Annotated in this window: 14 protein-coding genes; 6 read left to right on the top strand and 8 right to left on the bottom strand. The window is 75.7% G+C overall.

Annotated elements, in window-relative coordinates:
- Position 1 precedes the first annotated feature (1 nt).
- The gene (locus ACFQ8Y_RS01230; RefSeq protein ID WP_430549223.1) at positions 2-316 is read right to left on the bottom strand and encodes a DMT family transporter; all 315 of its coding nucleotides are present in this window, start codon (positions 314-316) and stop codon (positions 2-4) included.
- A gap of 100 nt (positions 317-416) precedes the next feature.
- Here ACFQ8Y_RS01230 and ACFQ8Y_RS01225 point away from each other — a divergent pair, with 100 nt between their 5' ends.
- Positions 417-980: a TetR/AcrR family transcriptional regulator gene (locus ACFQ8Y_RS01225; RefSeq protein ID WP_430584341.1), complete on the top strand. Its 564-nt coding sequence runs from the start codon at positions 417-419 to the stop codon at positions 978-980.
- A gap of 3 nt (positions 981-983) precedes the next feature.
- Here ACFQ8Y_RS01225 and ACFQ8Y_RS01220 read toward each other — a convergent pair whose 3' ends face one another.
- From ACFQ8Y_RS01220 to ACFQ8Y_RS01205, 4 genes are all read right to left on the bottom strand, one after another.
- The gene (locus tag ACFQ8Y_RS01220; protein WP_430549221.1) at positions 984-1583 is read right to left on the bottom strand and encodes a TetR/AcrR family transcriptional regulator; all 600 of its coding nucleotides are present in this window, start codon (positions 1581-1583) and stop codon (positions 984-986) included.
- Between the two features lie 51 nt (positions 1584-1634).
- The gene (locus ACFQ8Y_RS01215; protein WP_430584340.1) at positions 1635-2363 is read right to left on the bottom strand and encodes an ABC transporter ATP-binding protein; all 729 of its coding nucleotides are present in this window, start codon (positions 2361-2363) and stop codon (positions 1635-1637) included.
- A complete protein-coding gene (locus ACFQ8Y_RS01210) occupies positions 2360-3538 on the bottom strand; it encodes an ABC transporter permease (RefSeq protein WP_430584339.1) in 1179 nt (392 codons plus the stop codon). Before ACFQ8Y_RS01210 ends, ACFQ8Y_RS01215 begins: the two co-directional genes overlap by 4 nt.
- Positions 3539-3605: 67 nt before the next feature.
- Positions 3606-4586, bottom strand: coding sequence for a DUF5937 family protein (locus ACFQ8Y_RS01205; RefSeq protein ID WP_430584338.1), 981 nt, complete (start codon positions 4584-4586; stop codon positions 3606-3608).
- 87 nt (positions 4587-4673) lie between these two features.
- Here ACFQ8Y_RS01205 and ACFQ8Y_RS01200 point away from each other — a divergent pair, with 87 nt between their 5' ends.
- The 5 genes from ACFQ8Y_RS01200 (at position 4674) to ACFQ8Y_RS01180 (ending at position 10221) form a co-directional block, all read left to right on the top strand.
- On the top strand, positions 4674-5963 hold the full coding sequence (locus tag ACFQ8Y_RS01200) for an MFS transporter (RefSeq protein WP_430584337.1): 1290 nt from the start codon (positions 4674-4676) through the stop codon (positions 5961-5963).
- Between the two features lie 80 nt (positions 5964-6043).
- Positions 6044-7015, top strand: a complete 972-nt coding sequence (locus ACFQ8Y_RS01195; RefSeq protein ID WP_430584336.1) for a CorA family divalent cation transporter — start codon at positions 6044-6046, stop codon at positions 7013-7015.
- A 60-nt stretch (positions 7016-7075) separates the two neighbouring features.
- Positions 7076-7825, top strand: coding sequence for a response regulator transcription factor (locus tag ACFQ8Y_RS01190; RefSeq protein ID WP_430549215.1), 750 nt, complete (start codon positions 7076-7078; stop codon positions 7823-7825).
- Positions 7826-7831: 6 nt separating this feature from the next.
- A complete protein-coding gene (locus ACFQ8Y_RS01185) occupies positions 7832-9235 on the top strand; it encodes an ATP-binding protein (RefSeq protein ID WP_430584335.1) in 1404 nt (467 codons plus the stop codon).
- Positions 9232-10221 carry a TAXI family TRAP transporter solute-binding subunit gene (locus ACFQ8Y_RS01180; protein WP_430584334.1) on the top strand — a complete coding sequence of 330 codons (990 nt, stop codon included), beginning with the start codon at positions 9232-9234 and terminating at the stop codon, positions 10219-10221. The genes ACFQ8Y_RS01185 and ACFQ8Y_RS01180 overlap by 4 nt, the downstream gene beginning before the upstream one ends.
- A gap of 3 nt (positions 10222-10224) precedes the next feature.
- Here ACFQ8Y_RS01180 and galE read toward each other — a convergent pair whose 3' ends face one another.
- The 3 genes from galE to ACFQ8Y_RS01165 form a co-directional block, all read right to left on the bottom strand.
- Positions 10225-11328, bottom strand: coding sequence for a UDP-glucose 4-epimerase GalE (gene galE / locus ACFQ8Y_RS01175; RefSeq protein ID WP_430584333.1), 1104 nt, complete (start codon positions 11326-11328; stop codon positions 10225-10227).
- A gap of 119 nt (positions 11329-11447) precedes the next feature.
- Positions 11448-13685: a HelD family protein gene (locus ACFQ8Y_RS01170; RefSeq protein ID WP_430584332.1), complete on the bottom strand. Its 2238-nt coding sequence runs from the start codon at positions 13683-13685 to the stop codon at positions 11448-11450.
- 105 nt (positions 13686-13790) lie between these two features.
- Entirely contained in the window at positions 13791-14783 is a 993-nt protein-coding gene (locus tag ACFQ8Y_RS01165; protein WP_430584331.1) for an arabinan endo-1,5-alpha-L-arabinosidase, read from the bottom strand.
- Positions 14784-15015: the final 232 nt, after the last annotated feature.

Below are 15015 nucleotides of genomic sequence, written 5' to 3'. Positions count from 1 at the left end.
GTCAGCTCACCACCTTGAGTCCCACGACCGACCCGACCAGGCCGACCAGCAGCAGGGCGCGCGCGACCGTCAGCCGCTCGTCGCCGCGCACGATGGCGACCAGCACGGTGAGCACCGCGCCGATGCCCACCCACACCGCGTAGGCGGTGCCCACCGGGATCGTGAGCATCGCGTGCGCGAGGCCCCACATGCTCAGGGCCAGTCCGACGACGAACACCGTCGTCGGCACCGGGCGCTTGAAGCCGCGCGACGCGGCCAGCGCGGTCGCCCACACGGCCTCCATCACGCCGGCGGCGATGAGGATCAGCCAGTCCACGGCTCTCACTTCCCCTCGGTCGGGATCTGCTGGAAGGTTGTCGCACGATCGTGCGAAGATAGTTCTAGCACACTTCGCACGACTGTGCGAACATGGGCGGGTGCCCCAGAAGCTCGACCGTGACGAACGCCGCCGCCAGGTGTCCGAGGCCGCGTGGCGCGTCCTCGTGCGCGACGGCCTCGAGGCCCTCTCCGTCCGCAACGTGGCCGCCGAGGCCGGCCTGCCGCAGAGCTCCCTGCGCTACACGTTCCCCACCGTGGCCAGCGTGCGCGAGCGCGCCGTCGCGCTGGTGCTGGAACGGTTGCAGGAGCGGGTGGACGCCGTCGAGGAGGGCGACGGCTGGTCGCGCGCGGTGCTCGCGCAGCTCCTCCCGCTCGACGCCGAGCGGCGCACCGAGATGGAGGCCTACCTGGCCCTCGGGACCGCGGCCATGACCGACCCCGCCCTGCGCGACGGGCACCGCGCCGCGCAGGACGCCATCCGCGACGTGTGCGCGCGGGCGCTCGCCACCCTCGCCGGGGGCCCGCCGTCCGACGTCGAGGTGCGCGGGCTGCACGCGCTCGTCGACGGCCTCGCGCTGCACGTCGTGCGCCAGGAGCCCGACGCCGACGCCGGCTGGGCGCTCGACGTGCTCGACGCGCACCTGGCGCGCGTGACCGGCTGAGGCTCAGGAGGTCGCGGCGCCGCCGTGCCCGTGCCGGGCGACGAACGGCGTCAGGAGCTCCTCGACGCTGCCCCAGACCTCGTCGAACGGGGCGCCGGACTCGAGCATCCGCGACGCGGCGTTGACGACGGCGTTGACCAGCTCGGCGGTGCGGCCGGGGTGCGGCACCTCGAGCGCGTGCAGGGTGTCGACCAGGGGGCGCAGGAGCTCGCCGTGCATGGCCTTCGTGCCCTGCGCCACCGCGGGGGCGGGGCCGGCGCTCGCCAGGGCGGTCGCGAGCGCGTGCTCGCCCTCGGCCACGAGCTCGAGGTTGGTCCGCGCGTAGGCGAGGACCCGGCCGGCGTCGTCGTCGGCGTCGTCCATGGCCCTCGCGACCGTCGCCGCCCAGCGGGGGAAGACGTCCTCGACCATCGCGCGCAGGAGGTCGTCGGCGGAGCGGAAGTACTGGTAGATGCTCGGCCGCGCGAGGCCGGAGCGCTCGGCGAGCGCCGCGAACGTGGGCGGGCGGCCGGTCTCGGCGAGGAGGGCACGCGCGGCGTCGAGGAGCGCCCGCTGCTGCGCCGCGCGGTGCTCGACGACGGTGGGGGCGCTGATGCGCGGCACGGGCACTCCTCCTCGCGGGTGCCCCGGGCCCGCGGGCCCGGGGCGTGACGGTCAGTCGACCAGTCTCCCATCCTCCATCCGCACCACCCGGTCGCAGTGCTCCAGGACGTCGTGGTCGTGGGTGACCATCACGGTCGCGACGCCGTGGTCGTGCGTCTCGGCCGCGAGGAGCTCGACGACGTCGTGGCTGCGCGCCCGGTCGAGCGCCGCGGTCGGCTCGTCGACGAGGAGGAGGGCCGGGGCCGTCACCAGCGCGCGGGCGATGCCGACGCGCTGGCGCTCGCCGCCGGACAGCTCGTGCGGCCGGCGGCCGGCCTTGTGCGCCATGCCGACCTGCTCCAGGAGCTCGAGCGGCGACCGCGCAGAGCCTGCGACCTTGCGCCCCGTGGCGTGCAGGGCGAACCGCAGCTGGTCGACGGCGGTGAGCGCGGGCAGGAGGTTGCCGGACTGGAACACGAAGCCGATCCGCTCGCGCCGCAGCCGGGCCTGACCGGAGCCGGAGAGGGGGCCGACGTCCACGCCGTCCACCTGGACGGTGCCGGAGTCGGGCCGGGTCAGCGCCCCGGCGACGGCGAGCAGGCTCGACTTCCCGGCGCCGGACGGGCCGACGACGGCGAGCAGCTCGCCCGCCGGGACGGCGAGGTCGACGTGGTCGAGCGCGACGACGGTGGTGTCACCGTCGCCGAGGGTGAGCTCGACGTCGGTCAGGCGGAGGCCGTCGCCTGCGGCGGAGGGCCGCGCGGTGGCGGTGGTCGTCGTGGTGGGTGCGGGCTGGGTCATCGCTGTCCTCCGAGGGCGGTGAGCGGGTCGACGCGGGCGATGCGGCCGACGGCGGCGGCCGCGCCGAGGAGGCCGAGCACGACCAGCAGCGCGGCGGCGGCCGCCACCGGCACGGGCTCGAGCGAGAACGGCATGGGGGTGGACGTCAGGAGCGCGCCGAACCCGACGCCGACGGCGACGCCCACCGCGGTCGAGCCGACGAGGACGACCGCGGCCTGCCCCAGGGCGTCGCGGACCAGGTAGCCCGAGCGGGCGCCCATGGCGCGCGCGACGGCGATCTCGTGCCGGCGCTGGATGGTCCACACCGTGAAGAACGCGCCGACCACGAGGGCGGAGATGGCGTACAGGAACGTCTGGATGAGGTCGAGCGTGAGGGTCTCGGCCGCGTACCCCGGCGAGCCCTCGAACGAGTCCTCGAGGGGCACGGCGGCGGTCCCGGTGCCGGCACCGGCGGCCGCGAGGTCGAGGTCCGCCCCGTCGGACTCCGCGAGCGCGACGGCGGTCGCCTCGTCGTAGGCCTCGGGGCGCACCTCGTCGCCGGGTCCGGCGCCGGCGTGGATCTCCTGCCAGGTGGCGAGGGGGACGTACGCGACGTCCACGTGCCCGTAGGTGTGCTGGCCGTCGAGCACGCCGACGATCGTCAGCTCGGTGCCGAGCCGGTCGACCGTCACCGTGTCGCCGACCCCGAGCCCGAGGTCGGTGACGGTCTCGCTGACGACGATCCCGTCGTCCTGCGCGAGACCCTCGCCCTGCGCGACGAGGTCGGGCGCGGGCGCGAGGAACGAGTCGGGGTCGACGCCGAAGAGGGCCAGGTCGACCGCCTCGCCGTCCGGGCCCTCCGCGTTGACGAGCTGGTTGCCGAACAGCGCGGCGTCGGCGACGCCGTCCTCCTCGGCCCATCGTGCGGCCTGGTCCCGCTCCACCGTGCTGCGGGAGAACGCCGAGTCGACGGGGGTGCCCTCGTCGAAGGCGAACGCCGTCACGGGCAGCTTCTTGAGCCCGGAGACGCCGTCGTTCACCAGCCCCGAGGAGAGCCCCGAGAGGATGACGACGAGGATCGCGACGAGGGCGACGACACCCCCCATCAGGCCGAACCGTGCCCGCGCGAACACCAGCTCGCGCCACGCCAGAAACATCGTGCTCCCTTCCGCGCCGGCACCAGTTGCCGACGTCATGTCGGGAACGATACCAACGCGGCGTCGGGAAACTGTCGGGATGTGGGAGCTCAGGCTGTGGGGTGGGTCACCGGGCCTCGCGGCCGCCGCCCGCCAGGGCGTCGCCCACCTCGGAGCGCAGGTACAGCACGGAGCGGCCGGCGCGGGCCGACGTCAGCAGGCCGGCGTCGCGCAGGACGCGCAGGTGCTGGTTGACGGCGCTGGTCGTCACGTCGAGGCGGCGGGCCAGCTCGGTGGACGACGCCGGGTGCTCCAGCGCGGTGAGCAGGCCCGCCCGCGCGCGGCCCAGGACGGCGACGAGGGCGCGGTCCGCCACGTGCCGCTCCGCCTGCCACAGCGTGCCCGTGCCGCGCGCGCCGTACATGATCATCGGCGGCTCGGCCGGCGAGATCGGGGCGGACGCCGCCCGGGTGAACAGCGTGGGCACGAGCGTGAGCCCCGCCCCGGTGGTGGAGCGGCGGCACTCGCCGCTGAGCGTCCCCAGGCGGACGCTCACCACGCCCTCGGCGAACGAGACCCGAGGGGAGAGGTCGGCGAACATCGCGCCCGCGCCGCGCGCCGAGATCACGGTGCCGCGGTGCACGACGTCGGCCTGCAGCACGGCACGCATCCGCGGCCAGACGGGCGCGAAGCAGGCGTCCCAGTAGCCGGTGAGCGCGTCGAGCATCCGGCGCCGCACGCGGGGGAGCGGGCCGCGCAGCGGAGCGGGCAGGCCGCCCGGGTGCACCGCGGCGAGGTCGTGCGCGACCACGGCGTCGTCGACGCCGGCCACGCCGGCGAGCTCGTCGTCGAGGCGGGTGAGCGGGCTGCCCGGGCGCGGCGTGAGGAAGTCCGGCGTCCACATCACCTCGTTGGTCAGCGCGAGCAGCATCTCGCCGTCGAGGGCCGGCCGGGCCTCCTGCACGCGGCGCAGCCACGGCAGGTGCACGGGGAAGCGGCCGGGGTCGCGCCACGCGCGCAGCGACAGCACCAGCTCGTTCAGCGGGGAGACGGCGAACCGGACGTCGGCGAGGTCCATGCCCGCCAGCTCGTAGTGCATCCAGCCCATCAGCGGCTCCGTCCCACGGTGTGAGCATAGATGTAGGCCAGCGCTACATCCGTTCCGGGTACGGCCGGACGGGTCCCTACTGGTGCCGTGATCCAGACCCTCCTGCCGCGGGACCCCGTGGCGCGCGCCCTCACCGTCTCGACCATGGCGTTCGCCGCGTCGACGGGGATCTTCTACACCGTCTCCGTCCTGTACTTCACGCGCGTGGTCGGGCTGCCCGCGACCACCGTCGGGCTGGGCCTCGGCATCGCCGGCGGCGCGGGGGTGCTCGGGTCGTACCTCGCCGGGCGCTGGTCGGACCGGCGCGGCGCGCACCGCGTGCAGGTGTGGGGCCTGCTCGCACAGGCGCTGGCGCTGGCGGCGTACTCGTTCACCTCCGACGCGGTGAGCTTCACCGCCGTCGCCGTCGTCGTCAGCGCCGGACGCGGGGTGCAGTCCACCGCCCGGCAGGCGCTGCTGGCCCGGTGGTTCACCGGCCCCGAGCGCGTCGACGTCCGCGCGCGGCTGCGCGTCGTGACGAACGTGCTCATCGGGCTCGGCACGCTCGCCGCCGCCGTCGCGCTCCTGGTGGACACCGCGGCCGCGTACCGCACCGCGATGGTCGCGACGGCGGTGCTGCTGCTCGGCGCCGTCGTGCCGCTCGTCCGGCTGCCGCGCCGCGTGCCCGAGCTGGCCGCGCGGATGCTCGCCGACCCGCCCGTCGCCGGCACCCCGGACGCCGCCGCGGCCGCCGACCCCGTGCACCGGTCCGCGCCCGGGATGCACCCGCTGCGCGACCGCACGTACGTCGCCGGCGTCGTGCTCAACGCCGTCGTGGCCATGCAGTTCGGCGTCATGACCGTGGGCGTGCCGCTGTGGGTCGCGACCACCGACGCCCCGACCGCCGTCGTGTCCGCGCTGCTGGTGGTCAACACGGCGCTGGTGGCCCTGCTGCAGGTCCGCGCGTCCCGCGGCACGCACGAGGTGCGGGCGGCCGGCCGGGCCGTGCGTCGCGGCACCCTCCTGCTGGCCGGCGCCTGCGTGCTGTACGCGGTGGCCGGGCACGGCAGCCTCGTCGCCGCGACCGCGCTGCTGCTGCTCGCCGCCGTCGCGCACTCGCTCGGCGAGGTGCTGTCCGAGGCCGGCGGCTGGGGCATGGCGTTCGAGCTCGCCGACCCGCGCCGCGCCGGCGCCTACCAGGGCCTGTCGCAGACCGGCTACGCGCTCGCCGGCATGGCCGCGCCCGTCGTCGTCACCGCGCTGCCCATCCGGTTCGGCACCCCCGGCTGGCTCGCGCTGGGTGCGATCTTCGTCGCCGCCGGAGCCGGCGCGGCGCTCGTCGCGTCGCGAGCCGCTGCCGCCCGTCCGGTCGACGACGGGGTCCCCGCCGCCGCCTGACGCTCGGGTCGGCGGCCCGTGGATCGCCCCGGGCACGCGCCCACCGCGCCCTTCGGGCAGGTTCGTCCGAGAATGCGGGTGTGACGGACGAGGGGACGCGGGCGGGCGAGTGGTTCGTCGGGACGCACGGCGCGCCGGTGACGACCGCGGACGACGACCACCCGGCGCGCTGGCTGCACGTCACGGACAAGGAGGCGTTCCTCGCCGCGGCGCAGGAGATCGACCCGGCGCTGCGGGAGCGGCTCGCGCAGGTGCACGTGGTCGCGAGGGACGTGTCGAAGCGGCCGGCGGCCGCGGTGCGCTGGCTCGACGACGACTGGGTGGCGGTGCTGACCCCGACGGTCTGGTTCACGGAGGACGACCGGCAGGTGCACACGGGCGAGCTGGGCGTGCTCGCCGGCCCGGACGCGGTGCTGACGTTCGAGGCGGGTGGCGCGGGCGTGCGCGAGCACGCGATGGACCGGCTCCGCGGGCCGGGCCCCACGCACGGGTCGGGCGCGCAGCGGGTGGCGCTCGCCGTCGTGCTGGGCCTGGTGGGCGTGGCGTCCGAGGTGGAGGTGGCGCTCGGGGACGCCGTCGCGGACACCGAGCGCGTCGTCTTCGACCGCACGACGGCGGACCCGGTGCAGCGCCTCTACGACCTCAAGCGGGAGATCACCGAGGCGCGGCGGGCGCTGCTGCCCGTGTCGGCGGAGCTGCCGGAGCTCACCACCGACGAGCGCCGCGTCGTCGCCGACCGGCGCACGCTGGAGCGGGTGGCGTCGACGGTCGAGCGCATCGACCGGCACCTCGACGCGCACGACGACCTGCTCTCCGACATGCTGCAGGTGCACCTGTCCCAGGTGTCGGTGCGGCAGAACGAGGACATGCGCAAGATCTCGGCGTGGGCGGCGATCCTCGTGTACCCCACGGTGGTCGCCGGGATCTACGGCATGAACTTCCGCCACATGCCGGAGCTGCACTGGCTGCTCGGCTACCCGTTCGCGCTCGTGCTCATGGCCGTCGGTTGCGTGGTGCTCTACCGCGTCTTCCGTCGCGTGGGCTGGCTCTGACCGACCGGCGGGTGCTCCGCTACCCTGTGCGCTCCAGGCGCCCGACGGAGGGACGGTCCCGTGCAGCTGCTCGTGGTCGAGGACGACGACCATGTCGCCGGCGCGCTCGTGTCCGTGCTCGGACGGCACGGCTACGAGGTGGTCCGCGCCCGCGACGGCGCCTCCGCCCTGCGCGAGCTGAGCCCGCGCACCGACATGGTGCTGCTCGACCTGTCGCTGCCCGACATCGACGGCTTCGAGGTCTGCCGCCGCATCCGCCGCGTCTCGGACACCCCGATCATCATGGTCACGGCGCGCACCCGGCTCGACGCGCGCATCCGCGGCCTCGAGCTCGGCGCGGACGACTACGTGACCAAGCCGTACGACGTGCGCGAGGTGCTCGCCCGCATCGACGCCGTCATGCGCCGCGGCCGCGGCCGCGAGTGGGACGGCGCCCGCGCCGAGGCCGCCGACGCGCGCGTGCGCGTCCGCGGCCTGGTGGTGGACCTCGCGCGGCGCGAGGTGCGGCGCACGGCCGGCGCGGTGGGCGACCGGGTGGGCGAGGCCGTGGGCACCGTCGTCGAGCTGACCCGCAAGGAGTTCGACCTGCTCGCGCTGCTGGTGCGCCAGCAGGGCTCGGTGCTCACGCGCGAACGGATCCTGCGCGACGTGTGGGGCTCCAGCTGGAAGGGCCTCGGCCGCACCCTCGAGGTGCACGTCGCGTCGCTGCGCCGCAAGCTCGGCGAGCCCGACGTCGTGGAGACCGTGCGCGGCGTGGGCTACCGGGTGGCGGCGCCCGACGGCGGTGGGCCCGCGGGCACGGGGGCGTAGAGGTCGATGCGGACCCGCCTGGCGATCATCCTGTTCGTGCCCTGCGTGCTGGTGCTGGCGCTGCTCGGCACCGCGTACGCGGGCAACGTCGCGCGGGCGAACCAGCAGGAGGTCTACCTCGACCGGCTCGCGGACGCGGGCTACCTGGTCATCACGGCCCGGCAGTCGCTGACCGCCGACGACCCGACGATCGTCGAGGGCGACCTGGACCGCTACCGCGAGGTGTACGGGGTGGCGGCCGCGGTCGTGGACCAGTCGGGCGCCACGTGGGCCAGCAACGGGCTCGACCCGCAGGAGGTGGACGAGCGGCAGGCGGCGCTCGCGGGCCGCCGCGGCGAGGCGGACCTCAGCTCGCTGCCGTGGAAGGCCGACCGGGTGGTGGTGGCCGAGCCCGTGTACGACGGCGGTGACCTCGTGGGCGCCGTCGTCACCGTGTCCGACGCGGAGGAGATCTCCCGCAGCATCTGGTCGAGCTGGGGCATCCTCGTCGCGGCCGGGCTGGCCATGTGCGTGCTGGCGGTCGTCATCGCGCACCGCACCGCGGGCTGGGTGCTGCGGCCGGTGCGCGCCGTCGACACCGCGATGGGCGAGATCGGCCGGGGGCGTCTCGACGCCCGCATCCCGCCGTCCACCGGGCCGCCCGAGCTGCGCGAGGTGATCACCCGGTTCAACGCGATGGCCGCCCAGGTGGAGCACTCCATGCACCGCCAGCAGGAGTTCGTCTCGAACGCGTCGCACGAGCTGCGCAACCCCCTCAACGCGCTGATGCTGCGCGTCGAGGACCTCGCCCTGTCCACGCCGCCCGAGCACGCCACCGAGGTGGCGCACGTGCGTGCGGAGGCGGTCCGCATGGCGCACATCCTCGACGCCCTGCTGCTCCTGGCCGACGACGCGAACCTGGCCGCGGGCGCCCACCCGCTGGACGTCGCCGACCTCGTCGCGCGGCGCGTGGACAGCTGGCGGCTGCTCGCCGTCGGGCGCGAGCTGACCTTCGACGACCCGGGTGACGGCGCGTGGGCCGAGCTGAACCCGATCGTGCTCGAGTGCGCGTTCGACGCCGTCCTGGACAACGCGGTGAAGTTCTCGCCCGACGGCGGCCGCGTCGAGGTCACGGTGACCGGTGGCGGGACGCCCGGCACCGGTGCCGTCGAGGTGGTGGTGCGCGACCACGGCGCGGGCGTGCCGCCCGAGGAGCTGGACCGGCTCGCGGAACGGTTCTGGCGCTCGCCCGGTCACAGCACGGTGCGCGGCTCGGGGCTGGGCCTCGCCATCGCGTCGGAGCTGCTCGCCACGGGCGGCGGCGGGCTGCGGCTGGGCCTGCCGGACGGTGGGGGCCTGGAGGTGCGGCTGCGCGTGCCCGCGCCGACGGCGGTCGGCGGCGCGCCCGTCGACGCGGAGGTGACGTCGTGAGGGCGGGGCGTTCCCCGGCGGCGCGCCTCGTGGCGCTGGTCGTCACGGCGCTGGCGGCGCTGCCGGTGCTCGCCGGGTGCGTGGGCGACGACACCGCCGGCGACCCCTGGGACGGGCAGCGCCCCGACGCGCTCACCGTGGCGACCGGCGGCTCGACCGGCATCTACCACGCGTACGGCACGGCGCTGGCGCAGGTGCTCGAGGACCGTTACGACGTGCCGGTCGCGGTCGACGAGTCGGGCGGGTCGGTGGAGAACCTCGAGAGCCTCGACGCCGGCACGGCGCAGGTGGCGTTCAGCGCCGCCGACGCCGCGCGGGACGCCGTCGCGGGCGGGGGCGAGTTCGACGAGCCGCTCGACGTCCGTGCCCTGGCCCGCGTGTACGACGACTTCCTGCACCTCGTGGTGCCGGCGAGCTCCCGGATCCGCAGCATCGACGACCTCCGGGGCAAGGACGTCTCCCTCGGGGCGCCGCAGTCGGGCACGGCCCTCATCGCCCACCGGCTGCTCGCGGCGGCGGACGTGCCCACCGAGGACCTCACCGACGCGAGGCTCGGCCTCGACGGCTCGATCGAGGCGCTGCGCGCGGGCGAGATCGACGCGTTCTTCTGGTCGGGCGGGCTGCGGACCCCGGGCCTGACGGCGCTCGCCGACGACGTGCCGGTGCGGCTCGTGCCTCTGGGCGACCTGGTCGAGGAGGTGCGCTCCCGGTACGGCAGCGGCTACCGGCACGGCATCGTCCCCGAGGGCATGTACGGATCGTCGCGGGTGGTCGAGACGCTCGCGGTGCCGAACTTCCTCATGGTGCGCGCCGACATGCCCGACGCCGAGGCGCAGACCCTGGTGTCCACGCTGTTCGACGCGCGGGCGCAGATCGCGGCGCAGGTGCCGTCGGCGGCGAACCTCGACCGGGTGCGGGCGATCTTCACCGACCCGGTCGAGCTGCACCCCGGCGCGCTGCGGTACTACCGCGACACGAAGGACTGACGGCTACCAGGCCGCGGCGGCGGGCACGGCGGAGACGAGCCGCAGGCGGTGTCCGACGCCGCCGCGCCACGGGGCGGACGGCGCGAGGGACGTCGGGTACCCGGTGGGGTTGCGCTGGTGCCACCGCCACAGGTCGAGGCAGATGTCCTCGACGCCGCGGGTGGCACGCCAGCCGAGCTCGGCCTCCGCGCGGGCGGGGTCGGCGTACGACACGGAGACGTCGCCCTCCCGGCGGGCGGCGACGCGGTTCGGCACGGTGCGCCCGGTGGCGGTCTCGAAGGCGCGGACCAGCTCGAGCACGCTGGTGGGGCGGCCGCTGCCGAGGTTCCAGGTGGACAGCTGCTCCTCGGCGTCGCCGAGCGCCGCCAGGGCGGCGACGTGCCCGGCGGCGAGGTCGTCCACGTGCACGTAGTCGCGCATGGCCGTGCCGTCGGGCGTCGGGTGGTCGACGCCGTGCACCTCGAGCCCGTCGCGCAGCCCGGCCGCGGCCTCCGCGACGGCGGTGAGCAGGCTCGCCGACGCCCCCGTCCGGTCGGGCCCGAGCGACCCCGAGGGGTGCGCGCCCGCCGCGGAGAAGTGCCGCACGACGCCCACCCGCAGGGCGGGGCCGGCGTCGGCCACGACGTCGCGCAGGATCTGCTCGTTCATCGCGTGGCTGCGGCCGACCGGGCCGGTGGGGGAGAGCGGCGCGTCCTCGGCGTGCGGCAGGTCGCGACCTTCGCCGTACACGGCGGCCGACGACGACACGACGAGGCGGTCGACGCCGTACCAGGCCATGCAGCGCAGCAGCGTGAAGGTGGTGCCGAGGTTGGTCTCGTAGCTGTCCAGCGGGCGGACGCCGCGGGCGCTCGGGCTCTTGATGCCCGCGAGGTGCAGCACGGCGTCGAAGCCCTCGGTGTCGAAGAGGCGCTCGAGGGCGTCGATGTCCGCCCCGTCGAAGACGTGCACCGGCACGGGCCGGCCCGCCAGGATCTCGACCCGCTCCAGCGCCGCCGGGACACCCCGGGAGAAGTCGTCCACCACGACGACGTCGTGCCCGGCCCCGAGCAGCCGGAGCACCGTGTGAGACCCGACGTACCCGGCGCCTCCGGTCACCAGGACGCGCATGGGGGTTCCTCGCTTCACGGCTCACGGCGGTTGATGTCGCGTCGTCATCCTCGTGGCCGGGCGCGGGCGCACGCAGGCGATTTGAGGAAGGTCAGAGGGTGCAAACCGGCATCGAACCGTCACAGCACGGCGATCTGGCCCAGCTCCTGCGTGCACCGGGTGAGCGCCACGTAGAGCCCGTTCCAGCCGCGCGGCTCGGCCGTGATGCCGTCCGGGTCGACCACGACGGCGGCGTCCCACTCGAGGCCCTTCGCGTCGGTCGCGGACAGCACGGGCACGCCGTCCGGCAGCGTGTCGCGCAGCGCGGCGAGCCGGGTCGTGGGCGCGACGACGCCGACCGTGCCGCCCGCGTAGCGCCCGGCCATCCCGGCGACGGCGTCGGAGACAACCGCCGGCCACGTGCGCTCGTCGGTCTCGGCCCGCCAGGGCGCGACCGGGGCGGAGCGGACGGCGCGCGGCGGGGCGTTGCGGCTCCCCGCGCGGCGCAGCACCGGGACGGTCAGCTCCATGACCTCGCGCGGGGTGCGGTAGCAGATCGTCAGGTCGGCCCGCCGCCAGCGGTCGCCGAGGGCGTCTCCGACGGCCTCGGCCCAGTCGGTCTGCCGGTGCGCGGACGAGGCCTGGTCGATGTCGCCGACGGCGGTGACGGACCGGGTGGGGCAGCGGCGCACCACCATGTGCCACTGCATGCCGGACAGCTCCTGCGCCTCGTCCACCACCACGTGGCCGTACGCCCAGTCGCGGCGGGCGGCGGCGCGCGCGGCGACGAACACGCCGTCGCGGGTGTCCTCGCCGGTCTCGTCGCCGGCGCCGTCGAGCGGGTCGCCGAGCAGGTCGGCGAGGGCGTCGAGGAGCGGCACGTCGCTGCTCGACCAGCCGTCCTCGCCGCCGGCCGGCTCGGCGACCACGCGGGCGACGTCCGCGGCGGTGAGGTCGGTGGCGTGCGCGGCCAGGAGGTCGGCGTCGTGCAGCAGGCGGGCGAGCTCGGCGGCCGGGTCGCGGCGCGGCCACCACGCGTCGAGCGCCGCGGCGACGCCGCGGTCGGCCGCGACGCGCACCCGCAGCGCCTCGAGGTCGGACTCGGACAGCACGCCGTCGACGTCGGAACCGGACGCGCCGGTGGGCACGGCCCGGTCGTCGGCGGCGGCCAGGCGAGCGTCGAGCTGGCCCAGCACGTCCTCGAAGCCCTCCTCGGCGCGGGCGAGCAGCTCGGCCTGGCGGTCGGCGACGGCGTCGACGAGGAGCTCGTGCACCCGCTCGGTCACGCGCTCGCGGGCCTGGTGGTACGAGCCCGCACCCACCGCACCGCGGCGCGCGGCCGCCAGCTGCGCCGCGGACAGCACGTGCTCCTCGCCGTCGAGCGCCAGCGCGAGCGGCCCGTCGTCCGGCTCGAGCGACGCGACGAACCGGCGCAACGCGGGGAGCCACGACGACCGACCCTTGAGCTCCGCGACGTCGCGCCCCTCGGCGCGCGTGGGCCGCACGCCCGGCACCAGCGTGTCGCACGTGGCGGAGACGACCGCCGTCTCCCCGAGCGCCGGGAGCACCTGGGCGATGTAGTCGAGGAAGCGCGTCGACGGCCCCAGCACGAGCACGCCGCGCTCCGCCAGGTGCGGCTGCGCGAACAGCAGGTAGGCGACGCGGTGCAGCGCCACGACCGTCTTGCCCGTGCCCGGGCCGCCCTGCACCACCAGCGGGGTGCGGGCGTCGGCGCGCACGACGTCGTCCTGCTCGCGCTGCAGGGTGGCGACGGCGGTGCCCATCCGGCCGGTGCGCCGCTCGTCCAGCGCGGCGAGCAGCGCTCCCTCGCCGACCAGGCCGGAGTCGTCCAGCCCGCCGTCGAGCGGCTCGTCGTCGACGCCGACCACCTCCGGCCCGCGCGTGCGCACGTGCCGGCGGCGGCGCACGCCCTGCGGGTCCACCGGCGTCGCCGTGTAGAACGGCCGGGCGACGGCGGCGCGCCAGTCCACGACCAGCGGCTCGTCGTCCTCGGTGGCGCCGGGCAGCCCGACGCGGCCGAGCCGCCGCACCGAGCCGTCGTCGCCGTCGAGCCGGCCGAAGACCAGGCCGTGGTCCGCCGCCCGGAGCTCCGCGCGCCGCGCCCGCAGCCGCGCGACCCGGGCGCGGGCGGCGGCGTCCTCGGGGCGCGCGGCCGTCAGCGTGATCTCCAGCTCGTCGAGCACCGTGGCGCGCCGTGACCATGCGGCGTCGAGGGCGGCCTGCTCCTCCTCGAGCGCGCCCGCGACGGCGTCGTCGACGGCGTCGTCGACGGCGGCGTCGGAAGTCGTGGCGGAGGTCGTGTCGGAGCTGGCACCGACGGTGGTGACGGAGGGGTACGGGGTGGCGGGCTGGGGCACGAGACCTCTTTCGTACGGTGTACGGGGCCCTGCCCCAACGCGCCGCCTCCCGCGATTGTTCCCCGCGCGCCCGAACCGCCTGTTCGGCGCGGGTGGGCGGCGCTGTCAGTAGACGTACGGCCACCCGGCGTCGTCGTAGCCGAGCAGGTTGATGCCGAGGAACGACGCTCCCGAGTCGGCGTAGTAGTGGTACATCAGCACGTCGGCGTCGACGTCGGAGAAGACGGTCTGGTGGCCGGGCCCGTGGATCGACCCGTGCCCGGCGAGCACCTGCGTGCCGCCACCCTGGGTCATGGGGACGCCGGCGCGGTCGACGTACGGGCCGGTGACCGACGTCGAGCGCCCGACCATGACGCGGTAGGTGGAGTCGGCGCCCTGGCAGCACGCGTCGAACGACACGTAGAGGTAGTAGTGGTCGCCGCGGCGGTGGATGGTGGGCGCCTCGATCGCGCCGCCGCCGCGTCCGGCGAGCGCGTGGAACGCGGAGCCCGAGCGCAGGCCCGACCCCGGGTCGAGGCGGATCATCTTGATACCCGACCAGAACGAGCCGAAGCTCAGCCACCACCGGCCGTCGCCGTCCACGACGAGCGCGGGGTCGATCGCGTTGAAGTCGTCGGAGGTGCTCGACTCGACGACCTTGCCGCGGTGCGTCCACGTGCCCGGGTCGCCGGTGGGGCTCGTGGCCAGGAAGATCGCGGACCGGTTCACGCCGAACGACGACGCCGAGTACCAGAGGTAGTACTGCCCGTTCGCGTGGTGGATCTCCGGCGCCCACAGGTGCGTGCCGCCGCCGGTGTACGCGTCGGCCCAGGGCGTGCCGCCGGGGAACGCGGCGCCGACCTCAGTCCAGCGCGTGCGGTCCGTGGACGTCTTGAGGCGGACGCCCTCGCCGGTGCCGGCGACGAGGTAGGTGCCGTCGGGCTTCCGCACGACGTCGGGGTCGTGCACCCCGGTGTCGCCGGTGACGACGCCGGGGCCGGGATAGTCGGCGGCGGCGGCGGTCGTGGTGACGGCGGCGGAGCCGACCACCAGCGCGGCCGCGGTGACGGCGGTGGTCGCGCTGGCGGCGAGCCTGGTCCAGGCGGTGCGGGCGTTCATGGTGCTCCTCTTCGTCGAGGGATCTCAGTGAGCGTTCGCGTGCCCGGGGAATGTTTCCATCGTTGTAGAAGCGCCGCAAGGGTGACGGTGCAGGTCGGAGGGGCGACGTCGGCTCGTCAGGGGTCGCGGAATACGGGCGGGGGGTATATGGTTGGCGGCAGGACGGTACCCCTAGGGGGTATCAGTCGAGATCGCGAACCCGTCCGTCCGAGGCAAGGATCGAGCTGTGGAC

Source organism: Isoptericola sp. NPDC056605, assembly GCF_042792795.1.
Taxonomy (GTDB): Bacteria; Actinomycetota; Actinomycetes; order Actinomycetales; family Cellulomonadaceae; genus Isoptericola.
Note: the sequence above shows the minus strand (reverse complement) of the source record. Positions and strands in the feature narration are given on the sequence as shown.

Coding starts and splice junctions, on each gene's coding strand:
- ACFQ8Y_RS01215 (WP_430584340.1), bottom strand. CDS start 2,363: ATGACCCAGCCCGCACCCACCACGACGACCACCGCCACCGCGCGGCCC.
- ACFQ8Y_RS01210 (WP_430584339.1), bottom strand. CDS start 3,538: ATGACGTCGGCAACTGGTGCCGGCGCGGAAGGGAGCACGATGTTTCTG.
- ACFQ8Y_RS01205 (WP_430584338.1), bottom strand. CDS start 4,586: ATGGGCTGGATGCACTACGAGCTGGCGGGCATGGACCTCGCCGACGTC.
- ACFQ8Y_RS01185 (WP_430584335.1), top strand. CDS start 7,832: ATGCGGACCCGCCTGGCGATCATCCTGTTCGTGCCCTGCGTGCTGGTG.
- galE (WP_430584333.1), bottom strand. CDS start 11,328: ATGCGCGTCCTGGTGACCGGAGGCGCCGGGTACGTCGGGTCTCACACG.
- ACFQ8Y_RS01165 (WP_430584331.1), bottom strand. CDS start 14,783: ATGAACGCCCGCACCGCCTGGACCAGGCTCGCCGCCAGCGCGACCACC.